This is a genomic window from Campylobacter sp. RM16190, assembly GCF_012978835.1.
Taxonomy (GTDB): Bacteria; Campylobacterota; Campylobacteria; order Campylobacterales; family Campylobacteraceae; genus Campylobacter_A.
In genome coordinates this window covers 331,446-351,858 of the sequence record NZ_LIWS01000001.1, presented here as the reverse complement: position 1 = coordinate 351,858, position 20,413 = coordinate 331,446, and the positions used below count along the sequence as shown (strand labels likewise).

Annotated in this window: 17 protein-coding genes and 6 tRNA genes; 22 read left to right on the top strand and 1 reads right to left on the bottom strand. The window is 38.5% G+C overall.

Going from position 1 to position 20,413, the window contains the following annotated elements; translation table 11 throughout:
- Positions 1 to 6 precede the first annotated feature (6 nt).
- The 22 genes from CDOM16190_RS01810 to CDOM16190_RS01705 all read left to right on the top strand — a co-directional run bounded on the left by CDOM16190_RS01810 (position 7) and on the right by CDOM16190_RS01705 (position 20,041).
- On the top strand, positions 7 to 1,425 hold the full coding sequence (locus CDOM16190_RS01810) for an HlyD family type I secretion periplasmic adaptor subunit (RefSeq protein WP_169974415.1): 1,419 nt from the start codon (positions 7 to 9) through the stop codon (positions 1,423 to 1,425).
- Positions 1,425 to 2,081, top strand: coding sequence for a DUF5416 family protein (locus CDOM16190_RS01805; RefSeq protein ID WP_170018627.1), 657 nt, complete (start codon positions 1,425 to 1,427; stop codon positions 2,079 to 2,081). Before CDOM16190_RS01810 ends, CDOM16190_RS01805 begins: the two co-directional genes overlap by 1 nt.
- 12 nt (positions 2,082 to 2,093) lie before the next feature.
- Positions 2,094 to 2,705 (top strand): response regulator transcription factor, encoded by a 612-nt coding sequence (locus CDOM16190_RS10885; RefSeq protein WP_170018626.1) that lies wholly within the window; start codon positions 2,094 to 2,096, stop codon positions 2,703 to 2,705.
- 82 nt (positions 2,706 to 2,787) lie between these two features.
- Positions 2,788 to 2,863 (top strand) — tRNA-Thr (locus CDOM16190_RS01795).
- A 56-nt stretch (positions 2,864 to 2,919) separates the two neighbouring features.
- Positions 2,920 to 3,004 (top strand) — tRNA-Tyr (locus CDOM16190_RS01790).
- A gap of 8 nt (positions 3,005 to 3,012) precedes the next feature.
- Positions 3,013 to 3,089: transfer RNA gene (locus CDOM16190_RS01785), tRNA-Gly, on the top strand.
- A gap of 134 nt (positions 3,090 to 3,223) precedes the next feature.
- Positions 3,224 to 3,298: transfer RNA gene (locus CDOM16190_RS01780), tRNA-Thr, on the top strand.
- Positions 3,299 to 3,388: 90 nt separating this feature from the next.
- Positions 3,389 to 4,588: an elongation factor Tu gene (tuf, locus tag CDOM16190_RS01775; protein ID WP_169974409.1), complete on the top strand. Its 1,200-nt coding sequence runs from the start codon at positions 3,389 to 3,391 to the stop codon at positions 4,586 to 4,588.
- Positions 4,589 to 4,645: 57 nt separating this feature from the next.
- Entirely contained in the window at positions 4,646 to 4,819 is a 174-nt protein-coding gene (gene rpmG / locus CDOM16190_RS01770) for a 50S ribosomal protein L33 (protein WP_169974407.1), read from the top strand.
- 18 nt (positions 4,820 to 4,837) lie between these two features.
- A tRNA-Trp gene (locus CDOM16190_RS01765) sits at positions 4,838 to 4,913 on the top strand.
- Positions 4,914 to 4,926: 13 nt separating this feature from the next.
- Positions 4,927 to 5,106 carry a preprotein translocase subunit SecE gene (secE, locus tag CDOM16190_RS01760; protein WP_170018625.1) on the top strand — a complete coding sequence of 60 codons (180 nt, stop codon included), beginning with the start codon at positions 4,927 to 4,929 and terminating at the stop codon, positions 5,104 to 5,106.
- A 15-nt stretch (positions 5,107 to 5,121) separates the two neighbouring features.
- Positions 5,122 to 5,652 carry a transcription termination/antitermination protein NusG gene (gene nusG, locus CDOM16190_RS01755; protein WP_169974403.1) on the top strand — a complete coding sequence of 177 codons (531 nt, stop codon included), beginning with the start codon at positions 5,122 to 5,124 and terminating at the stop codon, positions 5,650 to 5,652.
- Positions 5,653 to 5,662: 10 nt separating this feature from the next.
- Positions 5,663 to 6,088 carry a 50S ribosomal protein L11 gene (gene rplK, locus CDOM16190_RS01750; RefSeq protein ID WP_169974400.1) on the top strand — a complete coding sequence of 142 codons (426 nt, stop codon included), beginning with the start codon at positions 5,663 to 5,665 and terminating at the stop codon, positions 6,086 to 6,088.
- Positions 6,089 to 6,149: 61 nt separating this feature from the next.
- On the top strand, positions 6,150 to 6,854 hold the full coding sequence (gene rplA / locus CDOM16190_RS01745; RefSeq protein WP_169974399.1) for a 50S ribosomal protein L1: 705 nt from the start codon (positions 6,150 to 6,152) through the stop codon (positions 6,852 to 6,854).
- Positions 6,855 to 6,958: 104 nt separating this feature from the next.
- Positions 6,959 to 7,441: a 50S ribosomal protein L10 gene (gene rplJ / locus CDOM16190_RS01740; protein WP_169974397.1), complete on the top strand. Its 483-nt coding sequence runs from the start codon at positions 6,959 to 6,961 to the stop codon at positions 7,439 to 7,441.
- A 19-nt stretch (positions 7,442 to 7,460) separates the two neighbouring features.
- The gene (rplL, locus tag CDOM16190_RS01735; protein ID WP_169974395.1) at positions 7,461 to 7,835 is read left to right on the top strand and encodes a 50S ribosomal protein L7/L12; all 375 of its coding nucleotides are present in this window, start codon (positions 7,461 to 7,463) and stop codon (positions 7,833 to 7,835) included.
- Positions 7,836 to 7,952: 117 nt separating this feature from the next.
- Positions 7,953 to 12,092, top strand: coding sequence for a DNA-directed RNA polymerase subunit beta (gene rpoB, locus CDOM16190_RS01730; RefSeq protein ID WP_170018624.1), 4,140 nt, complete (start codon positions 7,953 to 7,955; stop codon positions 12,090 to 12,092).
- Positions 12,085 to 16,593 (top strand): DNA-directed RNA polymerase subunit beta', encoded by a 4,509-nt coding sequence (rpoC, locus tag CDOM16190_RS01725; RefSeq protein WP_170018623.1) that lies wholly within the window; start codon positions 12,085 to 12,087, stop codon positions 16,591 to 16,593. The genes rpoB and rpoC overlap by 8 nt, the downstream gene beginning before the upstream one ends.
- A gap of 198 nt (positions 16,594 to 16,791) precedes the next feature.
- The gene (gene rpsL, locus CDOM16190_RS01720) at positions 16,792 to 17,199 is read left to right on the top strand and encodes a 30S ribosomal protein S12 (protein WP_169974390.1); all 408 of its coding nucleotides are present in this window, start codon (positions 16,792 to 16,794) and stop codon (positions 17,197 to 17,199) included.
- 76 nt (positions 17,200 to 17,275) lie between these two features.
- The gene (rpsG, locus tag CDOM16190_RS01715) at positions 17,276 to 17,746 is read left to right on the top strand and encodes a 30S ribosomal protein S7 (RefSeq protein WP_170018622.1); all 471 of its coding nucleotides are present in this window, start codon (positions 17,276 to 17,278) and stop codon (positions 17,744 to 17,746) included.
- Positions 17,747 to 17,758: 12 nt separating this feature from the next.
- The gene (gene fusA / locus CDOM16190_RS01710) at positions 17,759 to 19,837 is read left to right on the top strand and encodes an elongation factor G (RefSeq protein ID WP_170018621.1); all 2,079 of its coding nucleotides are present in this window, start codon (positions 17,759 to 17,761) and stop codon (positions 19,835 to 19,837) included.
- Between the two features lie 127 nt (positions 19,838 to 19,964).
- Positions 19,965 to 20,041, top strand: a tRNA-Arg gene (locus tag CDOM16190_RS01705).
- A 6-nt stretch (positions 20,042 to 20,047) separates the two neighbouring features.
- On the opposite strand, the gene CDOM16190_RS01700 is transcribed toward CDOM16190_RS01705, so the two are convergent.
- On the bottom strand, positions 20,048 to 20,404 hold the full coding sequence (locus CDOM16190_RS01700; protein ID WP_170018620.1) for a lipoprotein: 357 nt from the start codon (positions 20,402 to 20,404) through the stop codon (positions 20,048 to 20,050).
- Between the last annotated feature and the right edge of the window lie 9 nt (positions 20,405 to 20,413).

Below are 20,413 nucleotides of genomic sequence, written 5' to 3'. Positions count from 1 at the left end.
GGCATTATGAGTAAAGAGTTAAAAGAAAACTTAAAACGCCAAGAAGATATTGGTAAAAATTTAAATGATTCCGTGGATAATATTAAAAGGATTATCCAATCAAAAGAGTATGATGCTTACGATTTAAGGTTTATGTCCAGCTTGTCTGAGGCGGTACTAGCAAAGGCTCCATCAACTTCAAGAAAAATTTTATATATTATTTTTATAACCGTTGCTTTTCTTGTAGGCTGGGCATCGTTCGCTGAAATTGATGAGATAACAAGAGGTACAGGCAAGATTATCCCATCTGGCAAAAACCAAATAGTGCAAAATTTAGAAGGCGGTATTATAGAAGAAATTTTTGTCCACATGGGAGATGAGGTTAAGAAAGGTCAAATTTTGATAAAAATAGACAATAAAACCTTTTCGAGTAGCTATGGAGAGTCAAAGTTAAGACTTGATGAGCTTCAAGCAAAATATTTAAGGCTTGATGCCGAAGCTAATGACAAGGAATTTGACTACAATACAACAATGGATGATCAGATGAGGCAATCTGTTGCTTTTGAAAAGAGTCTTTTTGAAACTAATAAGGCTAGATTAAGAGAGCAGGTTAATATATTTGAAGAGCAGATTAAACAGCGACAAAGCGAGCTTAGAGAGCTTAGAAATAAAATTTCTCAGACCCAAAATAGTTACAATCTAATGCTTAAAGAGAAGCAGATAACTGAACCTCTTTTTAGAAAAGGGCTTGTAAGTGAGGTTGAATATTTGCAGCTTCAAAGAAGAGTGAACGATTTACAAGGCGATCTAAATGCGGCTACCTTATCTGTTCCTAGAATAGAATCAACAATAAAAGAGGTTGAAAATAAAGTAACGGAGGCGAGGCTTGCTTTTAAAAATAATGCAAAAAGAGAGCTTAATGAAGTTTCTGCTGAAATTTCAAGACTAAACGAGAGTCAGATTAATTTAAGTGACAAAGTTGAAAGGACTCTTGTAAGATCTCCGGTTGATGGAATTGTTAGTAAGCTAATGGTGAATACTGTTTCTGGTGTTATAAAGCCTGGTATGGACATAGCGGAAATTGTACCCAATGAAGACACCTTGATAGCCGAAGTTAAAGTAAGACCAGCTGACGTTGCATTTTTAAGACCTGGACTTGAATCTATCGTAAAGCTTACAGCTTATGATTTTTCTATATATGGAGGTCTTAAGGGGCAGGTAACTCAGATAAGCGCTGACACCGAGACAAATGAAAAAAGTGGAGAAAGCTACTATCTAGTTAGAATAGAGACACAAAAAAACTATCTTGGAAGTGAAGAAAAACCGCTTCGTATCAAAGTGGGTATGGTGGCTAGTGCGGATATTATAACAGGCAAAAAGACCGTACTTGATTATCTATTAAAACCTATTTTAAAAGCCAAACAAAACGCTTTAAGAGAGAGATGATGCTAGAACAATCCGCTTTTTTAATAGAAGAGAGCGATAGTATATCTGGCGTCACCCATAAAACTACAGCCGATAAGGCTATTTATAGTGGTAAATTTAGCGAATATATAGTAACAAAATCCAAGCTTATAAAAGAGAGCTTGGTTGTAACAGATATGTTAAACGATAGAGATGGAGTTGATATTATAAATTCATTGATAAAAGAGCTGATCTTTAGTGATTGTGTTAAAAAATTTAGTGAAATTTACTCAAATTTTATTGAGCTTAAAGAGGTTCAAGAATCAAATTTAGATAATCAATTCAAATTTTCGATTACAGAAGAAGATAGTGAAAATTTTACATACAGATTTAAAGAGGCTATAGACATACCTTTTTATAGCGTGAGAAGTATAAAGATTTTTATAAATGGATATAATGAAATTTCAGAAAGTATAAATTTTGATTTGGATCTTTTGAGGGATGAAAGCCAGTATAAATATAAGATTACAAGTAATACTATTGAAATTATAATATTGACCAATTTGACTGCAAGTTTGACAAAGGAGTTTTTTAAAACTTTTACTTATAAAAAGATGGATTCAAGTTGTAGCGAGATAAAAGAGATTTATATAATTATTAATGATATTTTAATTTATAAGACAGAGATTGAAATTTAAAAAAGAGTTTAAGTGAAAATTCTATTATACACTTCAAGCAATACGCTTGCTAACGAACTGAAGAGTAAATTAAAAGAGCATGAAATTTCTCTTATTTCATCAAATTCTAGAATTTTAGAAAAGATAATAGAGGGCGAATTTGACCTCGTATTGTTTGATGCATATAGTAATTCCAAAGAGACAATTCACGATATCTTAGCCCTTAATCCAGATACAAAGATATTTGTTTTATCTCGTGATCCAAATTTTACCGAAGGTAGGGAGTATCTTGTTCTTGGCGTAAAAGGCTATGCGAACGCTCATATGCAAGAAGTGCACCTTAATGATGCTATAAACAGCATAGTAGATGGAAATATTTGGCTATATCCTGAATTTATTCAAAGCATGATAGTTGTAATGACCAAAGAGAGCCCTGCTGTAAAAAGTACCGATGTGCTTGAAAAACTAACCGTAAAAGAGAGAGACATAGCAAATTTTATATATAATGGTCTTACTAACCAAGAGATAGCTGATGTTTCAAATATTACCCTAAGAACTGTGAAGGCTCATATCTCCTCAATTTTTGAAAAGACAGGCGTAAAAGATAGAGTAAATTTAGTGCTTTTAATGAGAAGTAACCAATAATTTAAATTTAAGGTCTGTATTTTTATAAAAACCTTGACTTTTAAAAAAAATTGAGCTATAATTCAGGCTTCACAAATCAGATGCTGGTGTAGCTCAGTTGGTAGAGCAACTGCCTTGTAAGCAGTAGGTCGGCGGTTCAAATCCGTTCACCAGCTCCATTTTTGTAACAGTGTTTGACCAGAAATACCAAGTGCATTTATTAATGTTAAAATAGGGTGAGATACTCAAGCGGCCAACGAGGGCAGACTGTAAATCTGCTGACTATGTCTTCCGTGGTTCGAATCCACGTCTCACCACCATGCTACGTGCGGGAGTAGCTCAGTTGGCTAGAGCATCAGCCTTCCAAGCTGAGGGTCGCGGGTTCGAGTCCCGTTTCCCGCTCCATGAGAATTTGGAACTAAACTGGGAGCTGTAAATATTTTTATACATTAATATTACAGACTACAAGTTTATTTTCATATAGTTGTTTATAATTGTTTTAGGTTTTAATTTTTATCTAGTGCCAAGCGTTTTGTAACGCTCATATGGCTCAGAGGTAGAGCACTTCCTTGGTAAGGAAGAGGTCGCGGGTTCAAGTCCCGCTATGAGCTCCACGAGTTTTTAATACTAAAGATAATAAAAAGCACCAAAACAATTATAAATTTTTTAGTTTTAAAGTCATAAATATCACTACGGAGGAAGAGATGGCAAAAGAGAAATTTTCACGTAACAAGCCACACGTAAATATAGGTACTATTGGTCACGTTGACCATGGTAAAACAACTTTGACAGCTGCGATTTCTGCTGTTCTTTCAAGAAAAGGTCTTGCTGAGCTTAAAGATTATGATAATATCGATAATGCTCCAGAAGAGAAAGAGCGCGGTATTACTATTGCAACTTCACACATTGAGTATGAGACAGAAAATCGCCACTATGCTCACGTAGACTGCCCAGGCCACGCCGACTATGTTAAAAACATGATTACAGGTGCCGCACAAATGGACGGTGCGATTCTAGTTGTTTCTGCGGCTGATGGCCCAATGCCACAAACAAGAGAGCACATTCTTCTATCACGCCAAGTTGGTGTTCCATACATTGTTGTTTTCATGAACAAAGCTGACATGGTTGATGATGCTGAGCTTCTTGAGCTAGTTGAAATGGAAATCAGAGAGCTTCTAAACGAATATAACTTCCCTGGTGATGATACTCCTATTATAGCTGGATCTGCTCTTCAAGCTCTTAACGAGGCTAAAGCAGGTACAGAGGGTGAGTGGTCAGCAAAAGTTATGGAGCTTATGGCTGCAGTTGATAGCTATATCCCAACTCCAACTCGTGCAACAGATAAAGACTTCTTAATGCCAATCGAGGACGTGTTCTCAATTTCTGGTCGTGGAACAGTTGTTACAGGTAGAATTGAAAAAGGTCTTGTAAAAGTTGGTGATACAATCGAGATTGTTGGTATCAGAGATACTCAAACAACAACGGTTACCGGTGTTGAGATGTTTAGAAAAGAGATGGATCAAGGTGAAGCTGGAGACAACGTTGGTGTCCTTCTAAGAGGTACTAAAAAAGAAGACGTTGAGCGTGGTATGGTTCTATGCAAGCCAAAATCAATCACTCCACATACAAAATTTGAGGGTGAAGTTTATATCCTTACAAAAGAGGAAGGTGGTCGCCATACTCCATTCTTTAATAACTATAGACCACAATTTTATGTAAGAACAACTGACGTTACAGGCTCTATAGCTCTTCCTGAAGGAACAGAGATGGTTATGCCTGGTGACAACCTAAAAATTACAGTTGAGCTTATAGCACCTGTTGCTCTTGAAGAGGGAACACGTTTTGCGATCCGTGAGGGTGGTAGAACAGTTGGCTCTGGCGTTGTTTCTAAAATATTAGCATAATTTAATATTTTTTATTTTTAGCGGAGATTTTCATCTCCGCTTTTTAGAAGGAAATTTATGGCAAAAAATAATAGTAGAGTAAAAGTAGGTCTTAAATGTTCTGAGTCTGGTGATATAAATTACACTACGACAAAAAATAGCAAGACAACTACTGAAAAGCTAGAGATTAAAAAATATTGTCCAAGATTAAAAAAACATACAGTTCATAAAGAAGTAAAGTTAAAGAGCTAAATAAAAGGCTAACGCATTAGGGCAATAGCTCCAACGGTAGAGCGCTGGATTCCAAATCCAATGGTTGGGGGTTCGAATCCCTCTTGCCCTGCCATCAAAGGTTGAAAATGGAAAAACTAATAAACTATTTTAAGCTCTCTCGAGCAGAGATAATGAAGGTTATTTATCCTACGAAAGAGCAAGTTAGAAATGCATTTATAACAGTTTTTGCTGTTGTGGCTATTATTTCACTTTTTCTAGCAATTGTTGATGTAGTAATGTCTTACTCTCTTTCAAAGTTAATTTAAATTAAGGTATAAGCAATGGCACATAAATGGTATGCGATTCAAACTTATGCCGGCAGTGAGATGAGCGTTAAGAGAGCTATTGAAAATTTAGTCAAAGATCACAACATTGAAGAACAATTAAAAGAGGTTGTTGTCCCGACTGAAGACGTTATAGAGATTAAAAACGGCAAGAAAAAAATAAACGAGAGAAGTCTTTATCCTGGATATGCTTTTGCACATCTTGATCTAGATACCGCTCTTTGGCACAAGATCCAGTCTTTACCAAAAGTTGGAAGATTTATAGGTGAGTCTAAAAAGCCTACACCATTAAGCGATAAAGATATAAATTTGATTTTGGAAAAAGTCCAAAAGCGTGGAGCGCCTAAACCTAAAATTTCATTTGAAAATGGTGAAAGCGTTCGAATTACAGATGGACCTTTTGCAAATTTTACCGGTATAGTAGAAGAATACGATATGATACATGGAAAATTAAGGTTAAATGTTTCTATTTTTGGCAGAAGCACACCGGTTGAAATTTTATATTCACAAGTTGAGAAGATAGTATAAGGAGAGGTTTATGGCTAAAAAAGTTATAGGCGAAATTAAATTACAAATTGCAGCAGCTAAAGCAAACCCAAGCCCACCGGTTGGTCCTGCTCTTGGTCAGCAAGGTGTAAACATTATGGAATTTTGTAAAGCATTTAACGAAAGAACTAAGGATATGGCAGGTTATAATATCCCTGTTGTTATCACTGTTTATGCTGACAGAAGTTTTACATTTATTACAAAACAACCACCTGCAACAGATTTGATCAAAAAAGCAGCTGGAATATCAAAAGGTGCGGACAATCCGCTAAAGAATAAAGTAGGAAAGCTTACTAAAGCTCAAGTACTTGAAATCGTTGAGAGAAAAATCGTCGATTTAAATACAAACGACAAAGAGCAAGCCGCTAAAATAATAGCAGGTTCAGCTCGCTCTATGGGAATTGAAGTAATCGACTAATCCTTAAACCGCCGAGGATTTAAAATTTATGGCGGAAGCACTTTTAAATGCGGAGAAATTAATGTCAAAAAAAACTACAAAAAGATTTAGCGAACTACTTAAAAAAGTTGAAGTAAACAAAATTTATGCGCTAGATGAAGCAATAGATACCGTTAAAACTCTTGCTTCTGCAAAATTCGATGAAACAGTTGAAATAGCACTTAAGCTTAATGTTGATCCAAGACACGCTGATCAGATGGTAAGAGGATCGGTTGTTCTTCCTGCTGGAACAGGTAAGACTGTTCGCGTAGCTGTTATCGCAAAAGACGCTAAAGCCGATGAAGCTAAAGCAGCCGGTGCAGATATCGTTGGAAGTGACGATCTTATCGAAGATATCCAAAAAGGCGTTATGAATTTTGATGTTTTAATAGCTACACCAAATTTAATGGGTCTAGTTGGTAAAGTTGGTAGAATTTTAGGACCAAAAGGTCTTATGCCAAACCCAAAAACAGGCACAGTTACAATGGATGTTGCACAAGCTGTTAATAACGCAAAGAGCGGTCAAGTAAATTTCCGTGTAGATAAACAAGGAAATATCCATGCCGGTCTTGGTAAAGTAAGTTTTTCAAAAGAGCAGCTAAATGATAACATCTCAACTTTCATTAAAGCTATAAACAAACATAAACCGGCAGCTGCAAAAGGAAGATATATCAAAAATGCAGCGCTATCACTAACTATGAGTCCGTCTATATCGCTTGAGACTCAAGAGTTGATAGATTTACGTTAATTAAATTTTAATAAATTTATATCTTAGATTGGAGATAGCCGAGGTCAGTAGACTTAATTGGACGACCCGCTCTGCTTGAAATCACCGGTCGGAAAGGAGAATGAATGACAAGAAGCGAAAAATCTGAAATAATAGCAAAACTTGAAGCTGAATTTAAAGATAATGAAGCGATTATAGTATGTGATTACCGCGGACTTAGCGTTAAGAAACTTGAAGTATTAAGAAATGCTGCAAGAGAGCAAAACGTAAAAGTTCAAGTTGTAAAAAATACTCTTGCAAATATTGCACTTAAGAATGCAGATAAAGACGGCATGACTCTTAAAGATACAAATATATTCATTTGGGGTGACCAACTTTTGGCTACTAAAGTTGCAGCTAAATTTGAAGAGACTAACAGTGAGTTGTTTAAGATCAAAACAGCGCACATTGATGGCGAAGTTGCTAGTGTTGAGAAAGTTAAAGCACTATCTAAAATGCCAAGTCGTGATGAGCTTATTGCAATGTTATTGCAAGTTTGGAATGCGCCTATCCAAAATTTCACAATTGGATTAAATGCGCTTAAAGAGAAAAAAGAACAATCAGCATAAAAATTAGGAGAATTTAAAAATGGCAATTACTAAAGAAGATGTACTAGAATTTATCTCTAATCTTTCAGTATTAGAGCTAAGCGAATTAGTAAAAGAATTTGAAGAGAAATTTGGCGTAAGCGCGGCTCCGGTAATGGTAGCAGGCGCAGCAGGTGGCGCAGCAGCGGCAGAAGTTGAAGAGAAAACTGAATTCAACGTTGTATTGCTTGACGGCGGTGAGAAAAAGATCAACGTTATTAAAGTTGTTCGCGCTCTTACAGGTCTTGGTCTTAAAGAGGCTAAAGATGCAGTTGAGCAAACTCCTTCAGTTCTTAAAGAGGGAATCGGTAAGGCTGAAGCTGAAGCAGCTAAAAAAGAACTTGAAGAGGCTGGCGCTAAAGTCGAGCTTAAATAATATTTATTATTTTGTTATTTTTGGAAGGAAGCTCTCGGGCTTCCTTAATTAAATTTTAGATGCCACAAATTTGCGGCTCAATACTTTTCTTTCAAACTTATACCACGAGGTAGATGCATGTTAAACAGCTTATACTCAGGAAATCGTCTTAGAGTTGATTTTTCAAATGTCGCTAAAGAGATAGATGTTCCTAACCTATTACAATTACAAAAAAAGAGTTTTGATTATTTTCTAAATTTGGGCGAAAATCAAGGCGAAAGCGGTATCGAAAAAGTTTTTAAATCAATATTTCCCATACATGATCCGCAAAATAGACTTTCGCTTGAATATGTAAGTTCAGAGATCGGCAAGCCTAAATACACTATTAGAGAGTGTATGGAAAGAGGTCTTACTTACTCTGTAAATTTAAAGATGAAAATTCGACTTATAGTTCATGAAAAAGATGAGAAAACTGGTGAGAAGATCGGTGTAAAAGATATAAAAGAACAAGAAATTTTTATACGTGAAATTCCTCTTATGACAGATAGAATTTCATTTATTATAAACGGCGTCGAAAGAGTTGTTGTAAACCAGCTCCATAGAAGCCCGGGCGTTATATTTAAAGAAGAAGAAAGCCCGACTGTCGTAAATAAGCTAATTTACACAGCCCAGATTATTCCCGACCGCGGTTCTTGGCTATACTTTGAATACGACACAAAAGACGTTTTATACGTTCGTATCAATAAACGCAGAAAAGTTCCTGTAACCATACTATTTAGAGCGCTTGGATATAAAAAACAAGATATTATAAAACTATTTTATCCTATCCAGACTCTAACTATTAAAAACAATAAATTTTTGACTGAATTTAACCCTGAAGATTATGTTGGCAGAATAGAATATGATATAAAAGATGAAGACGGAAATGTACTTCACGAAGCAGGTAAAAGGCTAACAAAGAAAAAAGCAGACAAGATCATAAGCGATGGTATAAAGTGGGTCGAGTATCCGACCGAAATTTTGGTTAATAGATTTTTAGCTTCTCCTGTTATCGATAAAGAGAGCGGAGAGGTGCTTTATGATACTCTTGCACAGCTTGATGAAAATAAACTGGTTAAAATTTTAGCCGAGCAAGATAGTATAGAGATAGCAAACGATCTAGCAGCTGGCGTTGATGATGCGATTATAAACTCATTTATTGCAGATAGCGAGACTCTAAAGCTTCTTAAACAAACTGAAAATGTTGAAGATGAAAACGACCTTGCAGCGATTAGAATTTACAAAGTTATGCGACCCGGTGAACCTGTCGTAAAAGATGCCGCAAAGACATTTGTAAATGACTTGTTCTTCAACCCCGAAAGATATGATCTAACGCAAGTCGGTCGTATGAAGATGAATCACAAGCTAGGTCTTGACGTTCCTGAATACGTAACAGTTTTAACAAACGAAGACATTATAAAAACGGCAAAATATCTTATAAAAGTTAAAAACGGACAAGGACATATAGACGATAGAGATCATCTCGGAAACAGACGTATCCGATCTATCGGCGAGCTTTTAGCAAACGAGCTTCACCTTGGCTTTGTTAAGATGCAAAAGGCAATCCGTGATAAATTTACGAGTTTAAGCAGCAATATCGAAGAGATAATGCCTTATGATCTTGTAAATCCAAAGATGATTACTACGACTATAACGGAATTTTTCACGGGCGGGCAGTTAAGCCAGTTTATGGATCAGACAAATCCGCTAAGCGAAGTTACACATAAGCGCCGTCTATCGGCACTTGGTGAGGGAGGACTCGTAAAAGAGCGCGCAGGATTTGAGGTGCGTGACGTTCACCCTACACACTACGGCAGAATTTGTCCCGTAGAGACTCCGGAAGGTCAAAACATCGGTCTTATAAACACACTTTCAACTTATGCGAAAGTAAATAACCTTGGTTTTGTTGAAGCACCTTATAAAAAAGTTGTTGACGGCAAAGTAACCGATGAGATCGTTTATCTAACGGCAACTCAAGAGGAAAATATAGTAATAGCCCCGGCTTCAACTCTTATAGATGATAACGGCTATATAGTTGAAGATCTGATCGAAGCTAGACAAGATGGTGAGATGATACTTGCTAAACGCGAGGATGTTAAGCTAATAGACCTTTGTTCGGGCATGATAGCAGGTGTCGCGGCTTCTCTTATTCCATTCTTGGAACATGATGACGCCAACCGTGCGCTTATGGGTTCAAACATGCAGCGTCAAGCAGTGCCGCTTCTTCGCTCGTCTGCTCCTATCGTGGGAACGGGAATGGAAAGAATCGTAGCGCGCGATGCTTGGGAAGCTATCAAAGCAAGACGTTCAGGTGTTGTCGAAAAAGTAGATAATAAAAATATATTTATTTTGGGTGAAGATGAAGCAGGACCTTATATAGATCACTACTTTATGGAGAAAAATTTAAGAACCAACCAAAACACCACATTTTCTCAGCATCCGATAGTCAAAAAGGGCGATGTGGTTGAAGCAGGACAAGTGATAGCTGATGGCCCTAGTATGGAAAGAGGCGAGCTTGCCATAGGTAAAAACGCACTTATAGCATTTATGCCTTGGAATGGTTATAACTATGAAGACGCGATCGTAATTAGTGAAAAGATGATACGTGAAGATGCATTTACGAGTGTTCATATCTATGAAAAAGAGATAGAAGCTCGTGAGCTAAAAGACGGAGTAGAGGAGATAACAAAAGATATTCCCAATATTAAAGAGGAAGATCTGATACACCTTGACGAAAACGGAATCATTAAGATCGGAACTCATGTAAAGCCTGGCATGATACTAGTTGGAAAAGTATCTCCAAAAGGCGAGGTTAAACCAACTCCTGAAGAGAGACTTTTAAGAGCGATCTTTGGCGAAAAAGCGGGGCATGTCGTAAATAAATCATTATATGCAACAGCTTCTATGGAAGGTGTCGTTGTAGATGTGAAAATCTTTACAAAAAAAGGCTATGAGAAAGACAATAGAACAAATAAGGCCTATGAGGAAGAGAAGTTAAATTTGGAAAAAGAGCATCATGATAGACTTTTGATGATGGATAGAGAGGAGATGCTAAAAGTAACTTCTTTATTATCTAGAAACGCTCTTTCTGATAGTTTAACTATCGGTAAAAAAGAGTATAAAAAAGGAAGCAGGATAGATAAGGCAGATCTTGAAAATATCAACCGCTTTACACTAAATACTATTGTAAAAAGCTTTGCAAGAGATGTTCAGAAGAAATATGACGAGCTTAAAAACTACTTCCAAAACGAGAAGAAAAAGTTAAAAGAAGAGCATGACGCCAAGATAGAAATTTTAGAAAAAGATGATATCTTGCCAAGCGGCGTTGTCAAACTTGTGAAGGTATATATAGCTACAAAACGCAAACTTAAAGTAGGCGATAAGATGGCTGGACGTCACGGCAACAAAGGTATCGTTTCAAACATCGTTCCTGAAGTTGATATGCCATACCTTCCTAGCGGGCAGCCTGTGGATATAGTATTAAATCCGCTAGGTGTTCCAAGCCGTATGAATATAGGTCAAATTTTAGAAAGTCACCTTGGTCTTGTCGGATATCGTTTAGGCGAGCAAATAAATCAAATTTTCGAAGAGAAAAAAGGCGAGTGGGTTAAAGAGCTTCGCGCTAAAATGATAGAGATCGCTTCGGTTTCTAAATTTATGGATGCTAAAAAAACTCTTGCCAAAATAGATGATGAGCAACTTATCGAATACGCAAGAGATTGGGCAAGTGGCGTTAAATTTGCCACTCCTATATTTGAAGGTGTTAGAGTTGAAGAATTTGCCAAGCTGTTTGAGATGGCAAAGGTCGATATGGACGGTAAAACCGAGCTTTATGACGGACGCACCGGTTCAAAAATAAAAGAGAGAGTAAATGTCGGCTGCATGTATATGCTTAAGCTTCACCACCTTGTCGACGAAAAAGTTCATGCAAGAAGTACCGGGCCATACAGTCTTGTTACACAGCAACCTGTCGGCGGTAAGGCGCTATTTGGCGGTCAAAGATTTGGTGAGATGGAGGTTTGGGCGCTTGAGGCTTATGGTGCGGCTCATACTTTAAGAGAGATGCTAACCGTAAAATCAGACGATGTTGAAGGTCGTTTAATGGCGTATAAGGCTCTAACAAGAGGCGAAAACGTCCCTGAAACTGGAATTCCTGAAACGTTTTTCGTATTAACAAACGAGCTTAAATCTCTAGCGCTTGATGTTGAAGTATATGACGAGGAAGATAACGATGAGTGAACTAAAACCGATTGAAATAAAAGAAGAGCAACGCCCGCGTGATTTTGAAGCTTTCCAACTTCGCTTAGCAAGTCCTGAGAAGATAAAATCATGGAGTTACGGAGAGGTTAAAAAGCCTGAAACTATAAATTATAGAACTCTAAAGCCTGAGCGTGACGGTCTGTTTTGCGCTAAAATTTTCGGCCCGATTCGTGATTATGAGTGTCTTTGCGGTAAGTATAAAAAAATGCGCTATAAGGGCGTTAAATGCGAGAAGTGCGGCGTTGAAGTAACCAGCTCAAAAGTTCGTCGCTCACGCATGGGACACATCGAGCTTGTAACTCCTGTGGCGCATATCTGGTATGTAAATTCACTTCCAAGCCGTATAGGAACGCTTCTTGGTATCAAGATGAAGGATTTAGAGCGCGTACTTTACTATGAGGCATATATAGTTGAGGCCGTAGGAGATGCATTTTATGATAACGAGAATAGCAAAAAAGTAGAAATTTATGACGTTTTAAATGACGAGCAGTATCAATCTCTTGCTCAACGTTTCGAGGATAGCGGATTTAGAGCTAGAATGGGTGGAGAGGTTATTAGGGATATGCTTGCAAGTTTAGATCTGATAGAGCTTTTAAATACTCTAAAAGATGAGGTGAGCGCTACAAATTCAGAGGCGAAGAAAAAAACTATCGTAAAGAGACTAAAGGTAGTTGAGGCGTTTTTAAATTCAGGCAACCGCCCTGAGTGGATGATGATCACAAATTTGCCTGTGCTTCCACCTGATTTGCGCCCGCTTGTTAGCCTTGACGGAGGTAAATTTGCCGTTTCTGATGTGAATGACCTTTACCGCCGTGTTATTAATAGAAATGCGCGTCTAAAGAGACTTATGGAGCTTGATGCGCCTGAAATCATTATAAGAAACGAAAAGAGAATGCTTCAAGAAGCGGTTGATGCACTTTTTGATAACGGAAGAAGAGCAAATGCCGTAAAAGGCGCAAATAAACGACCGCTTAAGTCGCTTTCTGAAATCATTAAAGGAAAACAAGGTCGCTTTAGACAAAATTTGCTTGGTAAACGTGTTGACTTCTCGGGCCGTTCTGTTATCGTTGTAGGTCCAAAACTTAGGATGGATCAGTGCGGACTTCCAAAAAGAATGGCTCTTGAGCTGTTTAAGCCACACCTTTTAGCGCGCCTTGAAGAAAAGGGCTATGCAACGACCGTTAAACAAGCTAAAAAGATGGTAGAGGATAAGACGAATGAAGTTTGGGAGTGCTTAGAAGAGGTTGTTAAAGATCATCCTGTCATGCTAAACCGTGCTCCGACACTGCATAAGCTCTCTATCCAAGCGTTTCATCCTGTGCTAGTTGAAGGCAAGGCGATACAGCTTCATCCGCTTGTGTGCGCTGCGTTTAACGCGGACTTTGACGGCGACCAGATGGCTGTTCACGTACCGCTTTCACAAGAGGCTATTGCAGAGTGTAAAATTTTGATGCTTAGTTCGATGAATATCTTGCTTCCTGCAAGCGGTAAGGCTATAACCGTTCCAAGCCAGGATATGGTTTTAGGAATTTACTATCTAAGCTTAGAAAAGAGTGATACTAAGGGGGCAAATAAAATTTTTGCAAGCGTTGATGAGGTAATGATAGCCGAGGAGGCGCACTGTCTTGAGGTTCACTCAAAGATTAAGACCATGATTGAGGGCAAGACACTATTTACGACTGCCGGACGTTTGATTATCCGCTCGATACTGCCTGATTTTGTTCCTGAAAACATGTGGAATAGGGTTCTTAAGAAAAAAGATATAGCAAATTTGGTTGATTACGTTTATAAAGTAGGCGGGCTTGAGATAACTGCAGGATTTTTAGATAAGCTTAAAAATTTAGGCTTCCGCTACGCTACAAAGGCGGGAATTTCTATATCTATAGCAGATATTATCGTTCCTGAAGGAAAACAAAAGCATATAGATAGTGCTAAGAAAAAAGTTCGCGAGATTCAAAATCAATATGGCGCGGGTCTTTTAACCGATTCGGAAAGATATAACAAGATTGTTGATATCTGGACCGATACAAATAACGTAGTTGCAGGTGAGATGATGAAGCTCATCCAAAACGATAAGGGCGGATTTAACTCGATTTATATGATGGCGGACTCCGGAGCTAGAGGATCTGCTGCGCAAATTCGTCAGCTTGCGGGTATGCGTGGTCTTATGGCTAAGCCTGACGGCTCGATTATCGAGACGCCTATTACATCAAATTTCCGCGAGGGACTAAACGTACTTGAGTACTTTATCTCAACTCACGGCGCTAGAAAGGGACTTGCCGATACCGCACTTAAAACGGCAAACGCGGGATACCTGACTAGAAAGCTAATTGACGTTGCGCAAAACGTTAAGGTTACTATTGAAGATTGCGGTACTCACGAAGGTGTTGAGATCACCGAGATCACCGAAAACGGCGAGCTTATAGAAAGCCTTGAGGAAAGAGTGCTTGGAAGAGTGCTTGCAGATGACGTTATAGATCCGATAGCAAATGAAATTTTATTTGCGGAAGGCACTTTAATAGATGAGGAGAAAGCAAAAGCCATAATTGAAGCTGGAATAAAATCTGTTAATATCAGGACTCCTATTACTTGCAAAGCCGCAAAAGGAGTATGTGCTAAGTGTTATGGTCTTAACCTCGGAGAAGGCAAGCTGGTAAAACCTGGAGAGGCTGTAGGTATCATCTCTGCTCAATCAATTGGCGAGCCTGGAACTCAGCTTACTCTTAGAACATTCCACATCGGCGGGACCGCTTCTACCGAGCAACAAGATCGCCAGGTTATAGCGCAAAAAGAAGGCTTTATAAGATATTATAACCTTAATACTTATGAAAATAACGGCAAGAGAATTGTAGCTAATCGTCGTAACGCAGCTGTTTTATTGGTAGAGCCAAAGATAAAGGCTCCGTTTGATGGCAAGATCGAGATAGAAATAGCTCACGAAGATGTAAATATTACCATAAAAGGTAAGAAAGAAGAGGCTAAATACACCCTTAGAAGAAATGACCTTGCTAAGCCAAACGAACTAGCCGGAGTTAGCGGTAAGGTAGAGGGTAAAATTCACATACCTTATGAGCATGGAGCTAGTGTTCAAGAAAATGAGAGTATAGCCGAAATTATTAAAGAGGGATGGAACATTCCTAATCGTATTCCTTTTGCAAGTGAAATTAAGATGGCAGACGGTGATCCTGTAGCCAGAAAGATAGTTTCTGGAGCAAATGGAGTATTGAAGTTTTATATCTTAAAGGGTGATTATTTAGAACGTATAAGAAATATAAAAAAGGGTCACACTGTAAGAGAAAAAGGTATGTTTGTCGTAGTTGCCGATGAGGATGATAGAGAGGCTGTGCGTCACTATATACCAAGAAATTCGGTTATTAAAGTCAACGATAGCGATATAGTAAGCTTAAAAGATCTTATAGCTGAACCCGTAAATGAAGAGCAGTTAATAGTAGCAGAATGGGATCCATACTCTACTCCTGTTATTGCCGAAGAGGCCGGAGTAGTGGCTTATGAAGATATAGAGCCTAACTATAGCGCTTCAGAACAATATGATGAGGCTACCGGACAGACTCGTCTTGTGATCAATGAGTATCTGCCTTCTGGTATTAAGCCTACGATAGTTATATCTACTAAAGACGGAAGGCTGATTCGATATCAGCTTGAGCCAAAGACGGCGATATTTGTAAATGATGGTGTAAGTGTAGACCAAGCCGATATTTTAGCTAGAACTCCAAAGGCTGTAGCAAAATCAAAAGACATCACCGGAGGCCTTCCTAGGGTATCTGAGCTATTTGAAGCAAGACGTCCAAAAAATACGGCTATCATAGCTGAGATTGACGGTATTGTAAGATTTGATAAGCCGCTTCGCTCAAAAGAAAGAATTATTATCGAAGCGGAGGATGGAACTACGTCTGAATACTTGATAGACAAGACCAGACAAATTCAAGTTACGAGCGGAGAGTTTATCCATGCTGGCGAGAAGCTAACAGACGGTCTTATCTCAAGCCATGACGTGCTCAGAATTTTAGGTGAAAAGGCGCTTCATTACTATTTGATAAGTGAAATTCAGCAAGTTTACCGCTCACAAGGTGTTGCAATAGCAGATAAACACATTGAAATTATAGTTTCCCAGATGCTAAGACAGGTTAAAATAATAGATAGTGGAGATACTAATTTCATAGTCGGTGATATGATCTCTCGTATAAGATTTAAAGAGGAAAACGAAAGAATAATGCGCATGGGAGGCAATCCTGCTATAGCTGAGCCTATCTTGCTTGGTGTAACAAGGGCCGCAATAGGAAGTGATAGTGTGATCTCTGCAGCATCTTTCCAGGAGACAACTAAGGTTTTAACGGAGGCTAGTATAGCTGCTAAAATAGATCATCTTGAAGATCTAAAAGAAAACGTAATTTTGGGTCGTATGATACCAGTTGGAACAGGACTTTATCAAGATAGAAAGATAAAGCTAAAACAAAATTAAATAATTTTTTGCCCTGCCAAAATTTAGCAGGGCAATTTATAAAATTTGAGCTTAGATTTAAAATTTATCTTGCTCAAACTACGAATTTAAGAGTTTTAAAACCAACCTATAAGCTAAAAATTTAGAAATTTACCTTAAATTAAGCCATTTTTAAATAAAATTAAGTCTTTTTAATAAATTTAGTCGAAAGGAATTACTGTGCCAACCATAAATCAATTGGTCAGAAAAGAGCGCAAGAAAGTGATTGTAAAATCAAAATCTCCGGCGCTAAAAGAGTGTCCTCAAAGAAGAGGCGTTTGTACGAGAGTTTACACAACAACTCCGAAAAAACCAAACTCCGCTTTGAGAAAAGTTGCCAAGGTTAGATTAACCAGTGGCTTTGAAGTTATTAGCTATATCGGTGGTGAGGGTCACAACCTGCAAGAACACAGCATCGTACTGGTTCGCGGCGGTAGGGTTAAAGACTTACCTGGTGTTAAATATCACATAGTTCGTGGTGCGCTTGATACTGCGGGTGTTGCAAAAAGAACAGTTTCACGTTCTAAATACGGTGCTAAACGTCCTAAACCTGGCCAAGCAGCAGCTGCGGCGGGAAAAAAGAAATAAGAAATTAGGTTCGCAGACGCGCTTTTAATTTAGTTGCGTTTGAGTAAAATTTATAAAAATTTGAAGGAATAATCAAATGAGAAGAAGAAAAGCCCCTGTAAGGGAAGTTTTACCTGATCCGATATATGGAAACAAAGTAATCACTAAATTTATTAATTCGCTTATGTATGATGGTAAAAAAAGCGTAGCAACCGAGATTATGTATGGCGCCATTAAAGCTATCGAGAAAAAAAGTGGCGACATAAAGGGTATAGACATATTTAACGATGCTATAGAAAATGTAAAGCCTGTTATGGAAGTTAAATCACGCCGCGTTGGTGGTGCCACATATCAAGTTCCTGTTGAGGTTCGTCCTGTGCGCCAACAAGCTCTTGCTATCCGCTGGATAATCAGCTACGCAAGAAAAAGAAGCGAAAGAACTATGATAGACAAGCTTGCTAACGAGCTTCTTGATGCTGCAAATTCAAAAGGTGCATCTTTTAAGAAGAAAGAAGATACTTACAAAATGGCAGAGGCTAACAAGGCATTTGCTCACTATCGCTGGTAAGAAGGAATATTTATGTCAAACAGAAAAACCCCATTACATATGGTTAGAAACATCGGTATCGCGGCTCACATTGACGCTGGAAAGACTACTACGAGTGAGAGAATTCTATTCTTTACCGGTATGAGTCATAAACTAGGCGAGGTTCACGATGGTGCTGCCACGATGGACTGGATGGAGCAAGAAAAAGAGCGTGGTATTACTATTACTTCAGCTGCGACAACTTGTTTCTGGAAAGATCACCAAATCAACCTTATAGACACTCCGGGTCACGTTGACTTTACTATCGAAGTTGAGCGCTCTATGCGTGTTCTTGACGGCGCTGTCGCTGTATTTTGTTCGGTTGGTGGCGTTCAGCCTCAGTCTGAAACTGTTTGGAGACAGGCTAATAAATACGGTGTTCCAAGAATGGTTTATGTAAATAAAATGGATAGAGTTGGCGCAAATTTCTACAACGTAGAGGGCCAAATCAAAAACCGCTTAAAGGCAAATCCGGTGCCTATTCAAATTCCAATCGGTGCTGAAGACACATTTAAAGGTGTAGTTGATCTAGTAACTATGAAAGCTTTGGTTTGGGAAGATGACAGCAAGCCGACTACATTCGTAGAGAAAGAAATTCCAGCCGATTTACTAGAAAAAGCGGAAGAGTACCGCGCGAAAATGGTTGAGGCTGCGGCTGAAACCGATGATGCGCTTATGGAGAAATACCTTAGTGGCGAGGAGCTTAGCGTTGAGGAGATTAAACAAGGTATAAAAGCCGGTTGTCTTTCAATGTCAATCATACCTATGGTTTGCGGAACATCATTTAAAAATAAAGGTGTTCAACCACTTCTTGATGCTGTCGTTGATTATCTTCCGGCCCCAGATGAGGTTGAGGCGATCAGAGGCGAGTATGAAGACGGCACAGAAGTAAAAGTTGAATCAACAGATGATGGTGAATTTGCCGGTCTTGCGTTTAAGATCATGACAGACCCATTTGTTGGTCAGCTAACTTTCGTTCGTGTTTATCGTGGTAGTCTAGAGAGCGGTAGCTATGCTTATAACTCAGCTAAAGGCAAAAAGGAAAGAATCGGTCGTCTTTTAAAGATGCACTCAAATAAAAGAGAGGAAATTTCAGTTCTTCACGCCGGTGAGATCGGCGCTGTTGTGGGCTTAAAAGAGACTCTAACAGGTGATACGCTATCAAGCGAAAAAGACAAGGTGATCCTTGAGAGAATGGACTTCCCTGAGCCTGTTATCTCTGTTGCGGTTGAGCCAAAAACTAAGGCAGATCAAGAGAAGATGGCGCTTGCACTTCAAAAACTAGCGCAAGAAGATCCAAGCTTTAGAGTTAGCACAGATGAAGAGAGCGGTCAAACTATCATATCTGGTATGGGCGAGCTTCACCTTGAGATCATCGTTGATCGTATGCTTCGCGAATTTAAAGTTGATGCAGAGGTTGGACAACCTCAAGTTGCATATCGCGAAACTATCCGCAAAACAGTCGAGCAAGAGTACAAATACGCTAAGCAATCAGGTGGACGCGGTCAATACGGACACGTATTCTTACGCCTTGAGCCACTTGAGCCTGGTACCGGATTTGAGTTCGTTAATGACATCAAAGGCGGTGTTGTACCAAAAGAATACATCCCAGCTGTTGAAAAAGGTTGCAAAGAGGCTCTTCAAAGCGGTGTTCTTGCAGGATATCCTGTGGAAGATGTTAAAGTTACATTGTTTGACGGAAGCTACCACGAAGTGGATAGCTCTGAAATGGCGTTTAAACTTGCTGCTTCAATGGGCTTTAAAGAAGGCGCTAGAAAAGCGGGCGCAGTTATACTTGAGCCTATGATGAAGGTTGAGGTTGAAACTCCTGAAGAGTATATGGGTGATGTTATCGGCGACCTTAACAAGCGCCGCGGACAAGTTAGCTCAATGGATGAAAGAAGCGGTAATAAGATAGTTACAGCGTTCTGCCCACTTGCTCAGATGTTTGGCTACTCAACAGACCTAAGAAGCCAAACTCAAGGTCGTGCTACGTACTCTATGGAATTTGATCACTATGAAGAAGTTCCTAAAAACGTATCTGAAGAGATCATTAAAAAGAGAAACGGCTAAAATTTAGGGCGGGACTTTCTCGCCCTTTTTAAATTTATTTAAATTAATAAGATTGCAAACATATTTTATAAAATTTACTTGGTTTATTTGAATATTTATCAAGAATAGTATTTGTTTTTTACCTTTTGTCCTCATAGCTCAGCTGGATAGAGCGCAAAATTCCTAATTTTGAGGTCGTGAGTTCGAATCTCGCTGAGGACACCATCTTGATTATATTTTAAAAATCTCTTCTGATTTTTGTTTTTCTTTTGTGCTGTTTGCCTCTAGCATGTTATTTAAAATATCTTTAGTGTCTTTTCTTATCTCATCTATAGTGCTCTCTACTTTATCTTTGATCTCTTCAGCGCTTTTTATAGCCTTATCGGTAACCGTATCTATGATGTCTTGTGTGCTTCCTTTTATTTCTGAGGTTTTATCGATAACATCTTTTGCGGCGTCAGAGCCTTTTTCTATGATTTTATTGGCAGCGTCTTTTGTGGAATCAACTATTTCTTTAGCTTGTTTGCCGTCAGAGCATCCAGATAAAAGTAGAGTTAAAAGTATTAGGAGGATTGAAATTTTATTCATAAAATAGCC